Origin of the sequence: Sphaerotilus sp. FB-3 (genome assembly GCF_023706025.1) — a bacterium.
In the GTDB taxonomy this organism is placed as follows: domain Bacteria; phylum Pseudomonadota; class Gammaproteobacteria; order Burkholderiales; family Burkholderiaceae_C; genus Sphaerotilus; species Sphaerotilus sulfidivorans.
Genome location: NZ_BQWE01000016.1, coordinates 1 through 21,606, shown reverse-complemented (window position 1 = coordinate 21,606; position 21,606 = coordinate 1). Strand labels below are relative to the sequence as shown.

The 21,606-nt window shown below is 70.7% G+C and carries 14 protein-coding genes; 13 read left to right on the top strand and 1 reads right to left on the bottom strand.

Features of this window, described 5'->3' with window-relative positions:
• Positions 1-67: 67 nt before the first annotated feature.
• The 12 genes from NFT33_RS08325 (at position 68) to NFT33_RS08270 (ending at position 14,231) form a co-directional block, all read left to right on the top strand.
• Positions 68-1,201, top strand: a complete 1,134-nt coding sequence (locus NFT33_RS08325; protein ID WP_251674576.1) for a YjgN family protein — start codon at positions 68-70, stop codon at positions 1,199-1,201.
• A complete protein-coding gene (locus tag NFT33_RS08320) occupies positions 1,188-2,270 on the top strand; it encodes a M48 family metallopeptidase (protein ID WP_251674574.1) in 1,083 nt (360 codons plus the stop codon). The genes NFT33_RS08325 and NFT33_RS08320 overlap by 14 nt, the downstream gene beginning before the upstream one ends.
• 117 nt (positions 2,271-2,387) lie before the next feature.
• Positions 2,388-3,497 (top strand): DUF898 family protein, encoded by a 1,110-nt coding sequence (locus tag NFT33_RS08315; protein ID WP_220786904.1) that lies wholly within the window; start codon positions 2,388-2,390, stop codon positions 3,495-3,497.
• Positions 3,498-3,593: 96 nt separating this feature from the next.
• Positions 3,594-4,490 carry a DUF7092 domain-containing protein gene (locus tag NFT33_RS08310; RefSeq protein WP_251674572.1) on the top strand — a complete coding sequence of 299 codons (897 nt, stop codon included), beginning with the start codon at positions 3,594-3,596 and terminating at the stop codon, positions 4,488-4,490.
• Positions 4,491-4,623: 133 nt separating this feature from the next.
• A complete protein-coding gene (gene purB, locus NFT33_RS08305) occupies positions 4,624-6,000 on the top strand; it encodes an adenylosuccinate lyase (protein ID WP_251674570.1) in 1,377 nt (458 codons plus the stop codon).
• Between the two features lie 38 nt (positions 6,001-6,038).
• On the top strand, positions 6,039-7,241 hold the full coding sequence (locus NFT33_RS08300; protein ID WP_251674568.1) for an AAA family ATPase: 1,203 nt from the start codon (positions 6,039-6,041) through the stop codon (positions 7,239-7,241).
• Positions 7,238-7,849, top strand: coding sequence for a DUF4276 family protein (locus NFT33_RS08295; protein WP_251674566.1), 612 nt, complete (start codon positions 7,238-7,240; stop codon positions 7,847-7,849). The genes NFT33_RS08300 and NFT33_RS08295 overlap by 4 nt, the downstream gene beginning before the upstream one ends.
• 21 nt (positions 7,850-7,870) lie before the next feature.
• Positions 7,871-8,695 carry an orotidine-5'-phosphate decarboxylase gene (gene pyrF / locus NFT33_RS08290; RefSeq protein WP_251674564.1) on the top strand — a complete coding sequence of 275 codons (825 nt, stop codon included), beginning with the start codon at positions 7,871-7,873 and terminating at the stop codon, positions 8,693-8,695.
• 62 nt (positions 8,696-8,757) lie between these two features.
• The gene (locus NFT33_RS08285) at positions 8,758-10,572 is read left to right on the top strand and encodes an ABC transporter substrate-binding protein (protein WP_251674562.1); all 1,815 of its coding nucleotides are present in this window, start codon (positions 8,758-8,760) and stop codon (positions 10,570-10,572) included.
• 94 nt (positions 10,573-10,666) lie between these two features.
• A complete protein-coding gene (locus NFT33_RS08280; protein WP_251674560.1) occupies positions 10,667-12,742 on the top strand; it encodes an acetoacetate--CoA ligase in 2,076 nt (691 codons plus the stop codon).
• A gap of 201 nt (positions 12,743-12,943) precedes the next feature.
• Positions 12,944-13,495 (top strand): hypothetical protein, encoded by a 552-nt coding sequence (locus NFT33_RS08275; RefSeq protein ID WP_251674558.1) that lies wholly within the window; start codon positions 12,944-12,946, stop codon positions 13,493-13,495.
• 244 nt (positions 13,496-13,739) lie between these two features.
• Entirely contained in the window at positions 13,740-14,231 is a 492-nt protein-coding gene (locus NFT33_RS08270; protein WP_219340837.1) for a SixA phosphatase family protein, read from the top strand.
• A gap of 21 nt (positions 14,232-14,252) precedes the next feature.
• Here the strand turns inward: NFT33_RS08270 and NFT33_RS08265 are convergent, their stop codons facing one another.
• Positions 14,253-16,427: a glycoside hydrolase family 9 protein gene (locus tag NFT33_RS08265; RefSeq protein ID WP_251674555.1), complete on the bottom strand. Its 2,175-nt coding sequence runs from the start codon at positions 16,425-16,427 to the stop codon at positions 14,253-14,255.
• A 196-nt stretch (positions 16,428-16,623) separates the two neighbouring features.
• On the opposite strand from NFT33_RS08265, the gene uvrA reads away from it, so the two are divergent.
• On the top strand, positions 16,624-21,606 hold a 4,983-nt coding region (gene uvrA, locus NFT33_RS08260), incomplete at its 3' end, for an excinuclease ABC subunit UvrA (RefSeq protein WP_251674553.1).

Here is a 21,606-nt window from a genome sequence, read left to right as displayed (position 1 = left end):
TCGTTCGCGGCCGGTGCGCGCGCTATAAAGCGAAAAACCTGAGCCTGCATCAGGGAGGGAGCGATCCATGACGGAACCGGACATCGGCCAGTCTTCGCGCGTGCTGCCGCTGCGCTTCACCGCCTCGGGCAGCGAGTACTTCCGCATCTGGGTGGTCAACCTGCTGCTGACCGTGGTGACGCTGGGGCTCTATCTGCCCTTCGCGCGAGCCCGGCAGCTGCGCTACTTCCACGAGAACACGCTGATCGACGGCGCGCCGCTGGCCTTTCACGGCGACCCGTGGAAGATGCTGCGCGGCTATCTGATCGTCGGCGCGGCCCTGCTGATCTATCTGGTGGGCAGCCAGTTCGCGCCGCTGCTGGCGGCCGGCGCCGCGCTGCTGGGCACGCTGGCCTGGCCCTGGCTGCTGCGCTCGGCGCTGCGCTTCCGGCTCGGCCAGACCAGCTGGCGCGGGCTGCGCTTCGGCTTCGTCGGCACGGTCGCCGAGGCCTACCGGGTCTTCCTGCCGCTGATCGTGCTGCTGGGCACGGTGCTGGCGCTGAGCCCGATCCTGGCGCCGGACGCCCCGGCGGAGGGCGAGCTGGCCGCCCCGCCGGTCTGGCTGATCGGCCTCTTCCTGACGGCGATGCTCGGCCTCTATGCCTGCGGCCCCTGGATCCTGCTGCGGCTGATGCGCTACCGCCTCGACCACTGCACCTTCGCCGGCGAGCAGAGCCGGCTGGAGGGCGTGCGGGTGCGCGACCTCTGGAAGCTCGGCGCCAAGTCGATGCTGCTGATGATCGCCGCCGGCCTGGGCATCGGGCTGCTCAGCATGGCGGCTTCGATGGTGCTGCCGCCGGCGATGTTCGTGCTCGGGCCGCTGGCCTATCTGGCGCTGGTCACGCTGATGATGGCCTATTCCGGCGCCCGGATGCAGAACCTGCTCTGGAACCATGTGCGCAGCCGGCATCTGAGCTTCGCCAGCCAGCTCTCGTTCAGCGCGCTGTGGGGCCTGCTGCTGAAGAACGCGGTGCTGACCGGCCTGACGCTGGGCCTGTACTGGCCGTTCGCCGCGGTGGCGGCCGCGCGCATGAAGCTCGAGGCGATGTCGATCACCACCGACTGCCCGGTCGAGCATTTCCTCGGCACGCCGGCGACCCGCGAGCCCGGCGCCATCGGCGAGGCCGCCGATGACCTGCTGGGGATCGATGTCGCCTTCTGAGCGCCCACTGGCCGCGCCGGTCGCGCATTTCGACGGCCGCAGCGCGGCCGCCCGGTCGGTCAGCCTGGTGCTGGTCCAGGCCCCGGACGGCCTGCGCCTGCGCATTCTCGACAGCAGCAGCGGCCAGCTCATCGGCGAGCATGCGGCCGACCGCCTGGACTGGCCCGAGCACCAGCGCCACGGCCCTCGGCTGCTGCACCTGCCCGATGGCGGCCAGCTGCACTGCCACCAGGGCGCCGCCTGGGACCGGTGGGCGCTGCAGCGCCCGGGCGGTCGGCCATGGATCGAGCGGCTGCAGCAGAGCTGGCGCGCCACCGCCCTGGCGCTGCTGGCCTGCGTGCTGGCGCTCGGGCTGATGCATGCGCTGGGCCTGCCGCTGCTGGCGCGCGGCGTGCTGGTGCTGCTGCCGGAATCGGTCGATGCCTCGATCGGCCAGGCGACGCTGGCCGAGATCGACCAGCACTGGTGCGAGCCCAGCCGCCTGCCGGACACCACTGCGCAGCGGCTCGGCGAGGCGCTGGCCCGGGCGCAGCAGCAGCGCGCCGATCAGGGCGGGCCTGCGCCGGTGCCGGTGCAGGTGCGGCTGTGCCGCAGCCGCGAGCAGGCCGAGCTCGGCCCGAACGCGCTGGCCCTGCCCGGAGGCACGATCCTGGTGACCGATGCGCTGGTCGAGCTGCTGCACGACCGCGAGGATGTGCTGCTGGGCGTGCTCGCGCACGAGACGGGCCATGTGCGCCACCGCCACGGCATGCGGCTGCTGGTGCAGGCCGCGCTGCTGGGCGCGGCCAGCAGCGTGCTCTTCGGCGACTTCGGCAGCCTGGCGGGCCAGATTCCGCTGCTGCTGGGCCAGCTGGCCTACTCGCGCGAGGCCGAGCGCGAGGCCGACGACGAGGCCATCGTGCTGCTGCGCGCCGCCGGTCTGTCGCCGGCCGTCATGGTCACGCTGTTCGAGCGCCTGGCCGGCCCGGACGGCACGGGCCGCGACAACGCGCCGCCGATCGCGCTGGCCAGCCATCCGGCCGATGCCGAGCGCATCGCCCGCTTCCAGCAGGCCGCGGACGCGCGCTGATGCGCGCTGCAGTGCAGCCGGCGAACGCTTTTCGACGCTCCGGCCTCCAGGTTCCCGCCAGACCCGCTGCGGATTTGTTTATAAAGCGGCCCGGCACCGCCGGGGGGGCCTGCGCACATGACCAACACATCCGATCCAGACCAGCATCACACGGGCACCGGGCAGACGCTGCCGATCCGCTTCACCGCCTCCGGGCGGGACTATGCCCGGCTGTGGCTGCGCAACCTGGGCCTGACGCTGATCACGCTCGGGCTCTACCTGCCTTTTGCGCGGGCGCACCGGCTGCGCTTCTTTCGCCAGCACACGCAGGTCGATGGCGAGGCGCTCGACTTCGACGGCGACGGCCGCGAGATGCTGCGCCCTCACCTGCTGCTGTGCGCGGTGCTGCTGCTCTACATCCTGATCGCCCATGAGATGCCGCTGGGCGCGGCGCTGCTGCTGCTGGCCGCGCTGCCGTTCTGGCCGACGCTGATGATGCGCTCGCTGCGCTGGCGGCTGGAGCACACCCGCTGGCGCGGCCGGCGCCTGGCCTTTCACGGCGATGCGGCCGGCGCGCGGGCGGTCTTCCTGCCCGCGGCCGCGCCACTGGCGGTGCTGCTGGTCGGCCAGGCCCTGCTGGCCGGACCGCAGGCCGAGTTCGATGACGGCGGCGGCTGGCTGGTGCCGGCGCTGGTCAGCCTGGCGCTGCTGGCGCTGCTGGCGCTGCTGCCGTGGCTGCATGCCCGGCACAGCCGCTATCGCCATGCGAATTTCGGCCTGAGCGCAGACGCGGGCGCAGGGGCAGACGCGGGCACCGGCCCGGCAGCGCAGGCCGAGCGCACCCGGCTTGACGCCAGCGTCGAGCCCCGCCACTTCTACCGCCTGCACGGCGGGGTGCTGGCCGGGCTGGCCGGAGCGCTGCTGGTCAACCTGCTGTTCGCGACCTGGATCGACACCCTGCTGGCCGCCGCGCCGATGCTCACCGGCCTGCTGCTGGACATGATGCTGCTGCTGGCGCTGCGCGCCTGGCTGGTCGCCGGCACCCAGACGCTGCTGTGGAACCACACCCTCAGCCCGCACTACCGCTTCGCCTGCCATCTGCCGCTGTCGCGCCTGCTGCTGCTGTCGCTGAAGAACCTGCTGCTGTGCGTGCTGACGCTGGGACTGTACTGGCCGCATGCGGTGGTCGCCACCACCCGGCTGCGCCTGGAGTCGATCACCCTGAGCCGTCTGCCCGGGACGAATTGAAACAATCCATCCACCCTCCTGGGGACTGCCAGCGCGCCCTGCGGCGGCTAGAGTGATGTCGATGATGGCGGGTCTTCCATCGACAGGGAGAACAGGATGGGCGTGACACATGCGGGCACCGGAGCCTTCCGGGCCGCAGGCCGGCAACATCAGGACGGCGGCCGGCAGGACAGCAGCGACTGGCGCCTGCAGGGCGACTACTTCGGCAGCGCCACCCGCGCGCCGCAGCCGGTCACGCTGAGCCTGGAGGGCGGTGCACTGCAGATCGCCGGCCAGGGCTTTTCCGAGCGCCCGGCCGCCGCGCAGGTCCGGATCGGCCACCGCAGCAGCTCCGGCCGGATGCTGCTGACGCTGCCTGACGGCGCGATGCTCGACTGTCCCACCGATGCGCGGCTCGAACAGTGGCTCGCCCTGCCCCAGATCGTCGAGCGTCCCAGAGGGCGGCGCCGCCGCCAGGCCGCGCTGGCGCTGATCGCGATGCTGATGGCCTGGCTGGCCCTCCCCGCCACCGCCGAGCGCCTGGTCGACCGGGTGCCGGCGCAGATCGACCGCCACATCGGCCGCGAAATGCTCAGCCGGCTCGACCAGGGCTGGCTGCAGCCCAGCCAGCTGCCAGCGACGCAGCAGCAAGACCTGCGCAGGCGGCTGGAAAAGCAGGCTGCCGGCCACTGCCCCGCGGCGGCGTCCTCGCCGTGGGAGGCGCAGTTCCGCGCCCGCGGCCAGCTCGGCGCGCCCAGCGCCTTCGGCCTGCCCGGCGGCACCATCGTCATCACCGACGACCGGCTCGGCCCGGCGGGCGAGGCTGCGCCGGCGCTGCTCGACACCCTGTGCCGCGAACTCCAGCAGGTGCAACGCCGCCAGGGCCTGCGCACGCTGGCCCGCCAGGAGCCGGCCTCGCTGCTGCTCGGACTGGTCTTCGAGGATTTCAGCGCCACCGTCGCCGTGGCCTGGCCGGTGCTGTCGCGCTGGCTGCCGCTCGAGCGCTCGCGCTGAACACAGGGCGGTGGCGCGGACGCCGCCGTAAAATCCCGCCTTTGCCTTCGCGCCGGATCGCCTCGCGACCCCCGGTTCCGCGCGTGCCGCGCCTGATCGCGCCCGCACCTGACCAGCCCGCCCGAGTCCCACCATGCCCTTCTCCCAGCTCACCGCCCTCAACGCCCTGTCGCCGCTCGACGGCCGCTATGCGGGCAAGCTCACCGCGCTGCGCCCGCTGCTGAGCGAGTACGGCCTGATGCACCGCCGCGTGCAGGTCGAGATCGAGTGGTTCATCGCGCTGTCGGACGCCGGCTTCAAGGAATTCCCGGCGCTGTCGGAGGCCAGCCGCGGCCTGCTGCGCTCGCTGGTCATCCACTTCAAGGAAGAGGACGCCCAGGCGATCAAGGACATCGAGAAGACCACCAACCACGACGTCAAGGCGGTCGAGTACTGGATCAAGCGCCGCATCGCGGGCCACGCCGAACTCGAGCGCATGCAGGAGTTCGTGCACTTCGCCTGCACCAGCGAGGACATCAACAACACCAGCCACGCGCTGATGCTCAAGAGCGCGCGCGACGAGGTGATGCTGCCGATGCTCGACCGCATCATCGCCAAGATGACCGCGATGTCGCACGCCTTCGCCGCGGTGCCGATGCTCAGCCGCACCCACGGCCAGACCGCCAGCCCGACCACCGTCGGCAAGGAAGTCGCCAACGTCGTCGCGCGCCTGAAGAACGCCCGCGAGCGCATCGCCGGCGTCAGGCTGCTGGCCAAGATGAACGGCGCGGTCGGCAACTACAACGCCCACCTCTCGGCCTACCCCGAGCACGACTGGGAGGCCTTCAGCCGCCAGGTGGTCGAGGGCGCGCTGGGCCTGAGCTTCAACCCCTACACCATCCAGATCGAGCCGCACGACTACATGGCCGAGCTGTTCGACGCCTTCACCCGCGTCGACACCATCCTGATCGACTGGGCGCGCGATGTCTGGGGCTACATCAGCCTGGGCTACTTCAAGCAGAAGACCAAGGCGGGCGAGGTCGGCTCCTCGACCATGCCGCACAAGGTCAACCCGATCGACTTCGAGAACGCGGAAGGCAATTTCGGCATCGCCAGCGCGCTGCTGACGCACCTGGCGCAGAAGCTGCCGGTCAGCCGCTGGCAGCGTGACCTGACCGACTCGACCGTGCTGCGCAACATGGGCGTGGCGCTGGGCTATGTGCTGCTGGGCTGCGACAGCCTGATGCGCGGCCTGGACAAGCTGGAGCTCAACGAGGCCGCACTGGCCGCCGACCTCGACAGCGCCTGGGAAGTGCTGGCCGAGCCGATCCAGACCGTCATGCGCCGCTACGGCCTGCCCGAGCCGTACGAGCAGCTCAAGGCCTTCACCCGCGGCCAGCCGATGACCGCCGAGCTGATGCGCGGCTTCGTCGCCGCGCTCGACCTGCCGCAGGCCGAGAAGGACCGCCTGCTGGCGATGACGCCGGGCAGCTACACCGGCCTGGCCACCGCGCTGGCGCAGCGCGTCTGATCGTGCGCCAACGCACCGAGCCACGCACAATTCACAGCATGACTTCGCCGATCTTTCTGACTCGTGTCGTCCTGCGCAACTACCGGAGCATCGGGCAATGCGATGTGCGTCTCGGTGCCCTGACCTACCTGGTCGGGGCCAACGGCTCGGGCAAGAGCAACTTCATGGATGCGTTGCATCTGGTCCGGGATGCGCTGACCGGCTCGCTGGACATTGCCCTGAATGAGCGGGGAGGACTGTCCGAGGTGCGACGGCGATCCAGCGGTCACCCGACGAACTTCGGCATCCGGCTGGAGTTTCGGCTGCGAGATGGTCAGACCGGGCATTACGCCTTCAATGTCGGAGCACTGGCCGACCGTGGCTACGAAGTCCAGAACGAGGAGTGTTCGGTCGGTGGCAAGGGCCACGGCCCCCATTTCGAAATCGAACGTGGTCGCATCAAGACCAGCAGCGAGGATTTCTTTCCCGCCATCACATCGGACCGGCTCGCGCTGGTGTCGCTGTCCGGCCTGAAAGCCTTCCGCCCGGTATTCGACGCCCTGACAGGCATGGGCTTCTACAACCTCAACCCCAAGGTGATGCGCGACCCGCAGAAGCCTCAGGACGGACGCCTGCTCAAACCCGTCGGGGAAAACATCGCCAGCGTGATCGGCCATCTGGAGCGCACTTCGCCGGACTCATTGGCCCTGATCCAGGAATACCTGCAGATCGTCGTGCCGATGATCGAAGGCGTCGAACGCAAGCAGATTGGCCCGATGGAAACGCTGGAGTTCCGCCAGAGCATGGCGGGTGCGAAACATCCCTGGCGCTTCACGGCACAGAACATGTCGGACGGTACGCTCCGGGCGCTGGGCGTGCTGACTGCGCTGTTCCAGGGTAACCCGGACCATGCACCGACGCTGATCGGTATCGAAGAGCCGGAAACCGCCCTGCACCCTGCCGCCAGCCGGGCCTTGCGTGATGCCCTGAACCGCGCATCCCTACGCACCCAGATCATCGTCACCAGCCACAGCCCGGACCTGATGGACGACCCGGATCTGGACGCAGACACTGTGCGGGCCGTCGTCTCGGAAGGCAGCGAAACCCGCATCGCGCCGCTGGACACAAGCTCCAAAGACGCGATGAAGCAGCACCTGTTCTCGGCGGGTGAACTTCTGCGCCTGAACCAGTTGGCGCCTGACCCGGAAAGCCTGCTGGCCCAGCAGCGCCAGGTCTCGCTGTTCGGCGAGATCGCACCGTGACAGTCAAGGTCAGCGCCATCGTCGAAGGCGATGGTGAGGTACACGCGCTGCCAATCCTGCTGCGACGCATCGCGCAGTGGTTGACCCCGGAATGCCCTGTGCAAATCCTGATGCCAAGCCGCGTGCCCCGCATGAGTCTGGTGAACAGGCCGCAGGAGTTCAGCCGCCACCTGCAACTGGCGGCCAGCAAATGCGGCGACTCCGGCTGGGTTCTCGTGTTGCTGGATGCGGATGACGACTGCCCAAAGGCGCTCGGCGAGCAATTGCGCGAGCGCGCACAGCAGATCGTGCCCCACCGAACCGTGGCCGTGGTGCTGGCAAACCGCGAATACGAAGCTTGGTTCATCGCGGCGGCGGCATCACTGGATGGTCACCGCAACCTGCGCATCTCTGGCGATGATGCCGAAGCAGATGCTGAACAGCCCCGCAATGCCAAAGGCTGGCTGGCCGTGCGCAAGACAGACCGCGGCGGCTACCACCCTGTCACCGATCAGCCAGCGCTCTCCGCTCGCATGGATCTGCAAATGGCATTCGATCGCAGTCGATCCTTCCGCAAACTCTGCAGCGACTGGGTAGCCAAGACACGCCTCTTCTGCCCGGCTGACTGACTCGCACACCACATTCGTAGCATGACCTTCACCGACCAGCTCGCCCGCGCCACACGCCAGAACCAGTCCCTGCTGTGCGTCGGCCTCGATCCGGAGCCGTCGAAGTTTCCCGGCGCCTGGGCCGGCGACGCCTCGAGGATCTTCGACTTCTGCGCGGCGATCGTCGACGCGACGAAGGATCTGGTCTGCGCCTTCAAGCCGCAGATCGCCTACTTCGCCGCGCACCGCGCCGAGGACCAGCTCGAGCGGCTGATGGCGCACATGAAGGCGGTCGCGCCCGACGTGCCGGTCATCCTGGACGCCAAGCGCGGCGACATCGGCTCGACCGCCGAGCAGTACGCCCGCGAGGCCTTCGTGCGCTACCAGGCCGACGCGGTGACGCTGTCGCCCTTCATGGGCCGCGACACGATCGATCCCTTCCTGGCCTACCCGGACAAGGGCGTGATCCTGCTGTGCCGCACCTCCAACCCCGGCGGCAACGACTGGCAGATGCAGCGCCTGGCCGACGCTCCCGGCCAGCCGCGGCTGTTCGAGCACCTGGCGCATCTGGCGCAGACCGAGTGGAACACCACCGGCCAGATCGGCCTGGTGGTGGGTGCCACCTTCCCCGCCGAGATCGCGCGGGTGCGCGAGATCGCGCCGACGCTGCCGCTGCTGATTCCGGGCGTGGGCGCGCAGGGCGGCGATGCCGAGGCCACCGTGCGCGCGGGCCTGACCGCGCAGGGCACCATCGTCGTCAACAGCTCGCGCGCGGTCCTCTATGCCAGCCGTGGCGAGGACTTCGCCGAAGCGGCACGCCGCGTGGCGATGGCCACCCGCGACCAGCTCGACGCCGCGCGGGCCTGAACCGGAGCACGGCGCCCGGGGTGACGATAATCGGCGGCGATGCCTTTGCTGGAGCCGCTGCCGTGACCCTGACGCGACGTGATCTGCTGGCCGGTGCCGCCGCCGGCGCCGGACTGACCGGCACCCCGGACTGGCTGCACGCCGCCCCGGCCCGACCCGACGGCGGCGGCGGCAGCGCGCCGAAGGTGCTGCGCTACGCCTTCCCGGCCGCCGAGACCGGCTTCGATCCGGTCCAGCTCAGCGATGTCTACTCGCTGACCATCACCGCGCATGTCTTCGAGTCCCCGCTGGACTACGACCCGCTGGCCCGGCCCTTCCTGATCCGGCCCGGCACCGCGCTGGCGCTGCCCGAGATCGCCGACGATCACCGCAGCTTCACGCTGAAGCTGCGCCCGGGCATCCTGTTCCACGACGATCCGGCCTTCAAGGGCCGCGCCCGCGAGCTGGTCGCCGAGGACTACATCTACACGATCAAGCGCTTCTACGACCCGGCGACCAAGAGCCCCGGCCACAGCTCGCTGGAGGAGCAGGGCATCATCGGCCTGAGCGAGCTGCGCGAGGCCGCGCTGAAGTCGAAGCAGCCCTTCGACTACGACCGGCCGGTCGAGGGCCTGACCGCGATCGACCGCCACACGCTGCGCATCCGCCTGCGCGAGCCGCGCCCGCGCTTCCTCTACACCCTCACCGGCCTGCCGGCGATGGCGCGCGAGGTGGTCGAGGCCTACGGCGACCGCATCATGGAGCACCCGATCGGCACCGGCCCGTTCCGGCTGGCCGAGTGGCGGCGCAGCTCGCGCATCGTGATGGAGCGCTTCACCGGCTACCGCGACCTGCGCTACGACGCGCAGCCCAACCCCGACGACGCCGAGGGCCAGGCGCTGCTGGCGCGCTTCAAGGGCCGGCGCCTGCCGATGATCGACCGGGTCGAGATCGCCATCATCGAGGAGGCGCAGCCGCGCTGGCTGGCCTTCCTCAACGGCGAGCAGGACCTGCTCGAGCGGGTGCCGGCCGACTACATCCCGCAGGCGCTGGTCAAGGGCGAACTCGCGCCCCATCTGGCCAAGAAGGGCATCCGCCACAGCCGGGTCGCCGCCAGCGATGTCACGCTGACCGTCTTCAACATGGAAGACCCGGTGGTCGGCGGCCTGACGCCCGAGCAGGTGGCGCTGCGCCGCGCGATCTGCCTGGGACTGGACATCCCGCGCGAGATCCGCCTGGGCCGGCGCGGCGAGGCCATTCCCGCGCAGGCCGGGATCACGCCGGGCACCTACGGCTTCGACCCGCTGCTGCGCACCGAGCAGGGCCGCTTCGATCCGGCGCGCGCCCGGGCGCTGCTCGACACCTGGGGCTGGCGCGACCGCGACGGCGACGGCTGGCGCGAACGCCCCGACGGCACGAAGCTCACGCTGGTGATGCTGTCGCAGTCCGACCAGACCAGTCGCCAGCTCGACGAGATCTACAAGAAGAACATGGACGCGCTGGGCCTGCGGGTCGAGCTGAAGGTCGGCCAGTGGAGCGAGAACCTCAAGTCCACCCGCTCGGGCAAGTTCATGATGTGGCGGGTGGGCTCGTCGGCAGGCTCGCCCGACGGCCAGGGCGCGCTCGAGCGCGGCTACAGCGCCTCGGTCGGCAAGGGCAATCTCGCCCGCTTCGTGCTGCCGGCCTTCGACCGGGTCTACGACCGCCTGACCGCGCTGCCCGACGGCCCCGAGCGGCTCGAGGCCTTCCGCGAGGCCAACCGGCTGATGCTGGCCTACGCGCCCTACCGCTACCATGTGCACCGCATGGTCACCGACCTGATGCACCGCCAGGTGGTCGGCTACCGGCGCCCGCCCTTCTGGCTGAACTGGTGGAGCACGGTGGACATCGAAGCCTGACAGCCCACCGACACCCCCGCGCAAAACCGGGCCGTTCCGGGCATTTCTGATAAAAAGTTGGCAAATTCAACCCACATCAGGACAGGACCCGACCATGGCGCACCCCGAGGCACGGATCACCGCGTTTCTCCACTGGCTGGCGCTGGAGCGCAGGCGGCATTTCGACGACTACGACGATCTCTGGCAATGGTCGGTCGATGACCCGGAAGGCTTCTGGGGCGCCTTGTGGGACTGGTTCGACATCGAGTCGCCGGTCGAGCCGGTGGTGGCGCTGGCCGATGGCCGGGTGCCCGGCGCGGTCTGGTTTCCGGGCACGCAGCTCAACTACGCCCGCCAGGTCTTCCGCCATGCCGACGAGGCGCATGGCGCCGACCTGCCCGCCATCCTGTTCCGCAACGAGATGCTGCAGGCGGCCGGGCGCACGCTGCGGGTGAGCTGGCCGGAGCTGCGCCGCGAGGTGGCCTCGCTGGCGGTGGCGCTGCGCGGCATGGGCGTCGGCCGCAATGACCGGGTCGCCGCCTACCTGCCCAGCACGCCGCAGACGGTGGTGGCCTTCCTGGCCTGCGCCAGCCTTGGCGCGATCTGGTCGATCTGCTCGCCCGACATGGGTGTCGGCGCGGTGCTCGACCGCTTCCGCCAGATCGGGCCGAAGGTGCTGATCGGCTGCGACGGCAGCACCTGGGGCGGGCGCGACCATGACCGCCGCCCGCTGCTGCACACGCTGCTCGACGGCCTGCCCACGGTCGAGCACATGATCCTGTGGCCCTGCCTGGACCGCGACGCCGAGCCCGACGAGTTCGCCGCGCCGGGCCGGCGCGCCTGGGACCTGCGCCCGCTGCTGGCCGGCAACCCGTGGAACTTCGAGCCGGAGTGGCTGCCCTTCGACCATCCGCTGTGGATCGTCTACTCCAGCGGCACCAGCGGCCTGCCCAAGCCGATCGTGCACGGCCACGGCGGCGTGATGCTCGAGCACCTCAAGCTCAATGTGCTGCACAACAACCTCGGGGCCAGCGTCGACACCGGCGATGTCTTCCACTGGGCCACCTCCAGCGGCTGGGTGATGTGGAACCTGCAGGTCGGCGCGCTGCTGGGCGGCACCACCATCGCGCTGCATGACGGCCACCCGGCCGGCCGCAGCGACGCGCCCGACTGGAGCCTGCCGTGGCGCTTCGCCGCCGAGACCGGCGTGACCCACTTCGGCGCCGGCGCCTCGGTGCTGACCGCGATGTCGCGCTCCGGGCTGGAGCCGGCCCGGGTGGCCGACCTGTCGGCGCTGCGCGCGATCGGCTCGACCGGCTCGCCGCTGCCGGCCGAGGTCCATGCCTGGCTGCAGCAGCAGCTGCCGGCGGTCGACGGCCGGCCGATCTGGGTCAGCTCGATCGCCGGCGGCACCGACTTCGCCGGGGCCTTCGTCGCCGGTCTGCCGACGCTGGACAACCCGCCCGGCGAGATCCAGTGCCGCTGCCTGGGCGCCGCGGTCGAGGCCTGGGGCCCGCCGCGCGAGGACGGCCGCGGCGACAGCCTGATCGGCGAGGTCGGCGAGCTGGTCTGCACCCGGCCGATGCCCTCGATGCCGCTCTACTTCTGGAAGGACGAGGGCGACCGCCGGCTGATCGAGAGCTACTTCAGCACCTATCCCGGCCGCGACGGCATCGGCGCGGTCTGGCGCCATGGCGACTGGATCCGGCTGGTGCCGCATCCGCAGGAGGGCCGCACCGGCGCGGTCATTCTCGGCCGCAGCGATGCCACCCTGAACCGCCGCGGCGTGCGCCTGGGCAGCACCGAGATCTACCGGGTGGTCGAGGCGCTGCCCGGCGTGGCCGACAGCCTGGTCGTCGACCTGCATCGCGAGGGCGACCCCGACGGCGAGATCGTGCTGCTGGTGGTGCCGATGCCCGGCGTGATGCTCGACGAGCCGCTGAAGGAACGCATCCGCACGCAGATCGCCACCCAGGTCTCGCCGCACCATCTGCCCGACCGCATCCTGGCCGCGCCGGCGGTGCCACGCACCCTCTCCGGCAAGAAGATGGAGCTGCCGGTGCGCCGCATGCTGCAGGGCGAGCCGGCCTCGGCGGTGATGAACCGCGATGCGGTCGAGCCGCAGGGCATCGTCGAATGGCTCGAGGGTCTGGCGGCGCAGTCGCCCGCGGCCGATCCTGTATCCATCTGAGGCAATCCAGTTACCAGACGCATCGAAACCGCCGGTAGATGAAACAATCACCGCGCTGGCGAAATCCCGGTTCTGATGGGCATATGTCACGCTTTCATCCGAAAGAGGGTGAAAAAGCGCAGGAATGACCGGGTCTGGCAAAACCGACCCTGTCCAGATCTGGTTACGCCCGCGCGGACGGCCCATGCGCCAATCACGGCCATGCCCAGCCGCAGCCCCCGTCATGTCCTGCACCGCACCGCCAGCCGCATGCGCCGCGCGGTGCGTCTGGTGCGCCGACGGCCGGGATCGGTGGCCACGATGCTGATGCTGATGGGCGGCTCGCTGCTGAGCGGCGAGGCGCTGGCCCAGCCCAAGGGCGCGAACGCCCAGGGCAGCAGCGGCGTCACCGGCGAGACCCGTCTGGGCCGCCAGGTGCGGGTTCGCTACACCGAGCCGGTGCAGCCGCGCAGCGGCTGGAACGGCCAGATCGCCAGCTTCGGCGCGCCGCAGGCGGCCTCGGGCCGTACGCCGGCCCGGCTGCGCGGCAGCACCATCGCCGAGCTGCCGATCACCGCGCGTACCCGCGCCTACGGCCGCATCGAGACCGAAATGAAGACCCGCCGCGACGAGCCGGGCCGTGCGCTGCAGGTCGGCGCCGGTGCCGGCCTGAGCTGGCAGGTCTCGAACCAGACCCAGCTGCAGGTCGAGGTCGGCACCGCGCCCGGCCAGAACCGCACCCAGGTGAGCGTCATGCTGCAGTTGCAGCTCTGAGACGCCGATAAGGAACCCGTGCGGCCTGCCCCCCGGCGGGCAGGTCGCACCGGGGATGGCGCTGTTGGAATCTGTCGAGATTCCTTCGCCATGGGGCCGAGGTGCAGAGAGCGCCAGAATCGGACCCCCGGTCGATCCGGATCCGGAGACGGATTCCAACAGCCTCCTCGTCACACCGCCGTCACGCCGGCATCACCCCGGGACCGCATACTCTGCGGTCCCTTGTCGTTTCCAGACCGGCCCCGTGACCCAGCAGATCTTCTTCCTTCGCCATGCCACTGCCGAAGACCGGCTGCTGGCCCCCGTCGACGCCGACCGCACGCTCATCGACAAGGGCCATCGCCAGACCCGCGCGGTGGCGCGCTTCTGCCAGCGCCAGACGCTGCTGCCGGCGCGGCTGCTGTGCAGCCCGCTGGTGCGCGCGCTGGAGACCGCGGTGCAGTTCTGCGACGAGCTGCCCGACTGCCCGCGCCCGCAGGTGGTCGACTGGCTGAAGATCGACACCCCGACCGCGCAGGCGCTGGCCGGCCTGCGCGAGCAGGCCGCGCAGACCGACGGCCCGCTGTGGCTGGTCGGCCATGAGCCGGACCTGTCGCTGCTGATCAGCCGGCTGCTGGGCAGCGAGCTGCCGATCGTGCGCATCAAGAAGGCCTCGCTCACCTGCCTGGAGATCGAGCCGGACCGCAGCACGCCGGGGCGACTGCTGTGGTCGATTCCCTGCGCGCTGATGGGCTGAGGCGAGGGGCTCGGATGCCGCTCAGGAACAGGCCGCGGTCTTCAGCGTCAGCGCCGTGCTGGCGGCCGAGACCTGGCCGGCCAGGTCGCGGGCGCGCAGCGTCAGCGTGTAGCTGGTGTTGCAGCTGAGGCCGGTGAGCGTGCGGGTGCTGCCAAGCAGGCCGCCGGCCAGCAGCGTCGAGCCGCTGTAGAGGTCGTGGCCGACCACGCCGACATTGTCCCGGCCGGCGCTCCAGCTCAAGGTCGCGCTGTTGCGGGTGATCGCGGAGGCGGTGAGCCGGGTCGGTGCGGTGGGCGCCTGGGTGTCGGCGGTGCCCATCAGCCGCGCCAGCAGCTGCACATAGGCGGCCTGGTAGTAGATCGCCGGCTCGGTGACTTCCCAGGAATTTTCCGGCCAGCCGGTGTTCCAGTCCTTGTAGGCCTTCTGCGGCGGCTGGCTGGCCAGGCCGGCGACGCTGCCGGTGTAGGTGGTGTTCGGCCCACCCGCCAGATAGCCGGGCGCCGGGCCGCGCGCCGAGGTCCTGGTGCTGTCCCAGACGGTGCCGTTGGCGAACCAGGTGTGATAGATCTCGCTGAGCGAGGACTCGGCACCGGCCGAAGCCATGTTCGACAGCATCACCAGCCCCATCGGGTTGGCGCCGTGCAGCCAGTGCAGATGCTGCTCGGCGATGCGGCGGTAGAACGCAGCACTGGTGCTGTTGATGCCGAAGGCCTCGAAGTCGAGGTTGATCAGGCCGGCGTTCGAGCGGGTCATGTCGTGACCCCAGTTGAACTCGGCGTCGGCCAGATGGGCGCGGTAGAGATCGGTGCCGTTGGTGCCGCCGTTGAAGTCGGTCAGCGAGATGACGCCGCTCTGCCAGGACTTCTGGCTGCGCAGGTTGGACGCGACGCTGGCCGACACGCCCGGCTGGCCGGCATGGCGCAGCAGCGCCACCTGCATCGGCGCCCAGTACGGACCCCACCACCAGAGGCTGTACGGGCGCACCCGGGCGTAGTTCGCCTCGACATGGGCGCGGTACTCGGCCTTGCCGGTGGCCTCGTGCAGCGCGATGGCCGCCAGCACCGAGGACTCGAGCTGGCCCTGCGCGTCGACATCGGCGTCGCCGGCCTTGATGTCGCCGTCGTCGCAGGCGGTCTGGAAGACGGTGAAGCCGCTGGTGGTGAGCTTCGCGCGGGCCCAGGCGGCCTCGGCGCGCGCCAGCAGATCGGCCGCGCCCGCCGCCTGCGAGGCAAAGCCGCGATAGACGACATGGGCCGCGCCGAACATCGCCGCGCCGGCCAGTGTCGCCGAGGTGCATTCGGGCAGGTAGTAGCGCGGGCGCGCATCGGCGCTCGGCGGCGAGATGTCGGTGTAGTTGTCGACGCCGACCTTCAGGAACAGGCCATGCGTGCCGCTGGCGTCCTGCATGCGGCGCAGGAAGTCCAGCTCCCACTTCAGCTCGTCGAGCAGGTCGGGCAGGCCGTTGCCGGACTCGGGAATGCCGAAGTCGTCGAGGAACACCGCCGGGCTCATGCGGTAGGCGTCGAGCAGCTGCAGCACCGCCGACTGCGCGAAGGTCACGTACTTGTTGGTGTCGCCGGCATCCATCCAGCCGCCGGAGAGATCGCGCGCGGTCGCGGCCTGGCCCTTGGCCCAGCGGCTGGTGGCCGAGCGGTCCTGGCCCGGGCGCTCGTAGGCGGCGGCGTCCGCCCAGCGTGCGTCCACGTAGGGTGCGACCTTCGCGTGGTTCAGGCGCTGGTGATAGAACATGCGCACCGCATGGCGCAGCACCGGCGCATAGACCGCGCTGCCGATCTCGAAGCGGCCCGAGCCGACCTGGCGCGCGCTGTCCCAGATGTAGTAGGCGCCGGCGGCGGTCAGCGCCGAGAAGTCGTAGTGCCAGCCGCGGTCGCCGGACTGCGCGTGCGTGGCGCCGCTCTTCCAGGGCTGCAGCGTGCCGGTGTGCACGACCACATCGTCGGCCCAGCGGCGGATCTGGTACTGGCCGCTGCCGGTGCCCGGTGCAAAGGCCTCGGCAGCGTTGAAGCCGGCCTGAGGATCGACGACGACCGCCACCTTCTGCATCGCCGGCTGGTAGCCGAACTGGTCGACCTTGATCCACGGCACGGTGGCCGACGGCACGGCCGGCGCCGCCCCGGCGCCCAGCAGCAGCAACAGGCCGACGCATGCGCGCGGCCGCAGGAACATGGTGTTCATGAGATCCCCCGAAGATGGCCCGTGCACCCGTTCACGGCAGCCGGGCCGCATTGTGCGACAGATTGCATTTTTTCCACTTGCGGATGATCAGCATCAAGCCAATTCGTCCTGTCCGACCCGCAGAGACCCGGACCCGCCCTGCGGTACGGGCCATCCCTAGAATGTTCCGTTTCGCCCGTCAGAGAGACCTCCCGCGATGTCCGGCCTGATCCGTATCCGTGGTGCGCGCCAGCACAACCTGAAGAACCTCGACCTCGACATCCGCACGGGTGAGCTGACGGTGGTGACCGGCCCGAGCGGCTCGGGCAAGTCCTCTCTGGTCTTCGACACGCTGTACGCCGAAGGACAGCGCCGTTACGTCGAGACCTTCAGCGCCTACGCGCGCCAGTTCCTCGACCGCATGGACCGCCCGGCGGTGGACGCGGTCGAAGGCGTGCCGCCGGCCATCGCGATCGACCAGACCAACCCGGTGCGCACCAGCCGCTCCACGGTCGGCACGATGACGGAGCTCAACGACCACCTGAAGCTGCTGTTCGCGCGCGCCGCGCGCCTGTTCGACCAGGACAGCGCGCGGCCGGTGCGCGAGGACGACCCGCAGAGCATCTGGGCCGACCTGAAGGCACGCAGCGAGGCCGCGGGCGATCCGCGCCTGGTCGTGACCTTCCCCGTGGAACTGCCCGGCAGCGTCACGCCCGAGGAGATCGCGCAGTGGCTGGCCGCCAGCGGCTACACCCGGGTGCAGGCCGAGCGCGAGGTCGCCACGCCGACCGGGCCGCGCAAGGTGCTCGACGTGGTGGCCGACCGCTTCCGCTTCTCGAACGCCGAGAAAGGCCGCGTGGTCGAGGCGCTGGAGGCGGCGCTGAAACGCGGCGGCGGCCGCTGCAATGTCTACGCCGGCGCGGACGAGGCGCAGGAGATCTGGCGCTACAGCCAGGGCCTGCACTGCCCCGAGTCCGACCGCCGCTACGGCCATCCGCAGCCGGCGATGTTCTCGTTCAACTCGGCCTACGGCGCCTGCGAGGCCTGCCGCGGCTTCGGGCGGGTGATCGGCGTGGACTTCGGGCTGGTGATTCCGGACGGGCGCAAGACGCTGCGCGGCGGCGCGGTCAAGCCGCTGCAGACGCCGGCCTGGGCCGAGTGCCAGGCCGACCTGATGCGCTGCGCCGGCGATGCCGGCATCCCGCGCGACACCGCCTGGAACCAGATGAGCCCGGCGCAGCAGGCCTGGGTCATCGACGGCGCGCCGGACTGGAACGGCGACTGGAAAACGCACTGGTACGGCATCCGCCGCTTCTTCGAGTACCTCGAGAGCAAGACCTACAAGATGCACATCCGCGTGCTCTTGTCGAAGTACCGCAGCTACACGCCCTGCGGCACCTGCGGCGGCGCGCGGCTCAAGCTGGAATCGCTGCTGTGGCGCCTGGGCGAAAAGGCCGAGGCCGACGTGGTGCTGGCGCCCGCGAAGCGCTTCCTGCCGGTCGGCGTGGCCTGGTCGCGCGAGCAGCTGGAAAGCCTGCCCGGCCTGAGCCTGCACGACCTGATGCTGATGCCGATCGCGCGCATGCGGCAGTTCTTCGACACGCTCGCCCTGCCCTCGCAGCTGCTCGACGACGCGCTGGAGCTGCTGCAGGACGAGATCCGCCACCGGCTGAAATACCTCTGCGACGTCGGCCTGGGCTATCTGACGCTGGACCGCCAGAGCCGCACGCTCTCCGGCGGCGAGGTGCAGCGCATCAACCTGACCACCGCCCTCGGCACCTCGCTGGTGAACACGCTCTTCGTGCTGGACGAGCCCTCCATCGGCCTGCACCCGCGCGACATGGACCGCATCAACCAGGCGATGGCGCGGCTGCGCGACGCCGGCAACACGCTGGTGGTGGTCGAGCACGACCCGGCGGTGATGCTGGCGGCCGACCGCATCATCGACCTCGGCCCCGGCCCCGGCACCCAGGGCGGGCGCATCGTCTTCGACGGCACGCCCGACCAGCTGAAAGGCGCCGAGACGCTGACCGGCGCCTACCTCGGCGCGCGGCGCACCATCGGCCTGGGCCTGGCGCGGCCGGTGCTCGACAGCACGCCGCGGCTGATCCTGGAGGGCGCGCGCCAGCACAACCTGAAGAACGTCACGGTCGAGTTCCCGCTGCAGCGGCTGGTCTGCGTCACCGGCGTGAGCGGCTCGGGCAAGTCGACGCTGATCCAGGACGTTTTGGCGCCGGCGCTGGCACGCCATTTCGGCCAAGCGACCGAATCGCCCGGCGAGCACGACCGCCTGCTCGGCGCCGAGCAGCTCACCGACGCGGTCTTCGTCGACCAGAGCCCGATCGGCAAGACCGCGCGCTCCAACCCGGCCAGCTATGTCGGCGCCTTCGACGCGGTGCGCGAGCTGTTCGCGGCGCTGCCCGAGGCGCAGCAGCGCGGCTACGGCGCCGGCATGTTCAGCTTCAACGCCGGCGACGGCCGCTGCCCGACCTGCGGCGGTTCGGGCTTCGAGCATGTGGAGATGCAGTTCCTCTCGGACGTCTACCTGCGCTGCCCGGACTGCGACGGCACCCGCTACCGCGCCGAGATCCGCGAGGTGCAGCTGACGCGCCTGGGCAAGGCGATGTCGATCGCCGACGTGCTGGAGCTGACGGTGAGTGATGCCGTGCGCCTGTTCGCCGACGACCGTGAAGTGGTACGCGCGCTGCAGCCGCTGGCCGATGTCGGGCTGGACTATGTCAAGCTCGGCCAGCCGGTGCCCACGCTCTCTGGCGGCGAGGCGCAGCGCCTGAAGCTGGCCGGCTTCCTGGCCGAGGCCGCGAAGAACGCCACCGCGAGCCGGCAGAAGGTAGCGAAGAAGGGCACGCTCTTCCTGTTCGACGAGCCGACCACCGGCCTGCACTTCGACGACATCGCCAAGCTGATGCGGGCCTTCCGCAAGCTGCTCGAGGCCGGCCACAGCCTGCTGGTGATCGAGCACAACCTGGATGTCGTGCGCGCCAGCGACTGGATCGTCGACCTCGGCCCCGACGGCGGCGACGCCGGCGGCGAGCTGGTCGCCGAAGGCACGCCGGCCGACCTGCGCGCGCACCCCACCAGCCACACCGGCCGGGCGCTGCGCGAGTACGAGAGCCAGCTCGGCCCGGCCACCGCCGCCACCGAGCCCGCCCCGTCCTACTCCCTCCCCCAGCGGGGGAGGGCTGGGGAGGGGGTCCCCCTTCAATCGCTGGTTCGTCGTCGGGGCACCCTCCCCCCCAACCCCCTCCCGCTGGGAGGGGGAGTCAGTCAAGGCAATGCCATCCAGATCGTCAACGCCCGCGAGCACAACCTCAAGGGCCTGTCGGTCGACATTCCGCGCGGCAAGTTCAGCGTCATCACCGGGGTGTCGGGCTCGGGCAAGTCGACGCTGGCCTTCGACATCCTGTTCAACGAGGGCCAGCGCCGCTATCTGGAGAGCCTGAACGCCTACGCGCGCTCGATCGTGCAGCCCGCCGGGCGGCCGGAGGTGGACGCGGTGTGGGGCATTCCGCCCACCGTCGCCATCGAGCAGCGCCTGTCGCGCGGCGGCCGCAAGAGCACGGTGGCCACCACCACCGAGGTCTGGCATTTCCTGCGCCTGCTCTATGTGAAGCTGGGGGTGCAGTACTGCCCGGCCTGCAGCGACTTCCATGCGCCGCCCGACACCTGGGTCGCGGTGCGGCCGCAGACGCCGGAATCCATCGCCTCGCAGCTGCTGAAGGAGTACCGCGGCCAGCACATCGGGCTGCTGGCGCCGCTGGTCATCGGCCGCAAGGGCCTCTACACCGACCTGGCGAAATGGGCCAAGGGCAAGGGCTACACGCAGCTGCGCGTCGACGGCGAGTTCCTGCCGACCGACAAGTGGCCCAAGCTCGACCGCTACAAGGAGCACACGCTGGAGCTGCCGGTGGCCAGCCTGCTGGTCGACGTGGACCACGAGGCCGAGCTGCGCCGCGCGCTGGCCGAGGCGCTGGAGCACGGCAAGGGCGTGCTGCATCTGCTGACGCCGCTGAAGTCCGCCGGCACCAGCGCCAAGGCGCTGGCCGCGTCGCTGGAGGCCGGCTTCCAGTCGAGCGCCTTCCGCAGCAAGGCCAAGGTCTTCTCGACCCGGCGCGCCTGCCCGCAGTGCGCCACCAGCTATCCCGAGCTGGACCCGCGCATGTTCAGCTACAACAGCAAGCACGGCTGGTGCCCGGACTGCGTCGGCACCGGTCTGGCGCTGACCCGCGAGCAGCGCAAGGCGCTGGACGACAGCCAGACCGACGACGACAAGGGCCGCGAGAAGACCTTTGCCGAACCCGAGGTCGAGGGCCTGGAGGACCAGCCCTGCGGCACCTGCGGCGGCGCGCGGCTCAATCCGGTGTCGCAGGCGGTGCGCTTCCGCGACGCCTCGATCGCCGAGGTGGCGGCGAAGTCGGTCGACGACGCCCGGCGCTGGCTCGACGGCCACAAGCTCGACGGCCGCGAGGCCGCGATCGCGCGCGACGTGGCGGTCGAGATCCGCAGCCGGCTGGCCTTTCTCGGCCAGGTCGGGCTGGGCTATCTGACGCTGGACCGCGCCGCGCCCACGCTCAGCGGCGGCGAGGCGCAGCGCATCCGGCTGGCGGCGCAGCTGGGCAGCAATCTGCAGGGCGTGTGCTATGTGCTCGACGAGCCGACCATCGGCCTGCACCCGCGCGACAACCGCATCCTGCTCGACGCGCTGCACAAGCTGGGCGCCAGCGGCAACACGCTGGTGGTGGTCGAGCATGACGAGGACACCATCCGCCGCGCCGACCACATCATCGACATCGGCCCGGGCGCGGGCAAGCGCGGCGGCCGCGTGATCGCGCAGGGCACCGCGGACGAGCTGAAGGCCAATGCCGATTCGCTGACCGGCCGCTTCCTGAACGCGCCGCTGAAGCACCCGACCCGGCCGCGCCGCCCGGTGGACGCCGAGACGCCCGCGCTCTCGCTGCGCGGCGCGACGCTGCACAACCTGCAGGGCGTGGACGTGGCGGTGCCGCTGGCGCGGCTGGTGGCGGTGACCGGCGTGTCGGGCTCGGGCAAGTCGACGCTGGCGCGCGACGTGCTGCTGCGCAACGTGCAGGCGGTGGTGACGCACAAGGCCGCCGGCAAGAAGGCCGGCGAGCGCCCGGCCTGGGTCGGCTGCGCCGGGCTGGACGGCTGGAGCAATGTCGAC

Excerpts from the sequence above, each read along its gene's own strand:
- NFT33_RS08325 (WP_251674576.1), top strand. The coding sequence starts at position 68 with ATGACGGAACCGGACATCGGCCAGTCTTCGCGCGTGCTGCCGCTGCGC.
- NFT33_RS08320 (WP_251674574.1), top strand. The coding sequence starts at position 1,188 with ATGTCGCCTTCTGAGCGCCCACTGGCCGCGCCGGTCGCGCATTTCGAC.
- NFT33_RS08315 (WP_220786904.1), top strand. The coding sequence starts at position 2,388 with ATGACCAACACATCCGATCCAGACCAGCATCACACGGGCACCGGGCAG.
- NFT33_RS08310 (WP_251674572.1), top strand. The coding sequence starts at position 3,594 with ATGGGCGTGACACATGCGGGCACCGGAGCCTTCCGGGCCGCAGGCCGG.
- purB (WP_251674570.1), top strand. The coding sequence starts at position 4,624 with ATGCCCTTCTCCCAGCTCACCGCCCTCAACGCCCTGTCGCCGCTCGAC.
- NFT33_RS08300 (WP_251674568.1), top strand. The coding sequence starts at position 6,039 with ATGACTTCGCCGATCTTTCTGACTCGTGTCGTCCTGCGCAACTACCGG.
- pyrF (WP_251674564.1), top strand. The coding sequence starts at position 7,871 with ATGACCTTCACCGACCAGCTCGCCCGCGCCACACGCCAGAACCAGTCC.
- NFT33_RS08280 (WP_251674560.1), top strand. The coding sequence starts at position 10,667 with ATGGCGCACCCCGAGGCACGGATCACCGCGTTTCTCCACTGGCTGGCG.
- NFT33_RS08275 (WP_251674558.1), top strand. The coding sequence starts at position 12,944 with ATGCCCAGCCGCAGCCCCCGTCATGTCCTGCACCGCACCGCCAGCCGC.
- NFT33_RS08265 (WP_251674555.1), bottom strand. The coding sequence starts at position 16,427 with ATGAACACCATGTTCCTGCGGCCGCGCGCATGCGTCGGCCTGTTGCTG.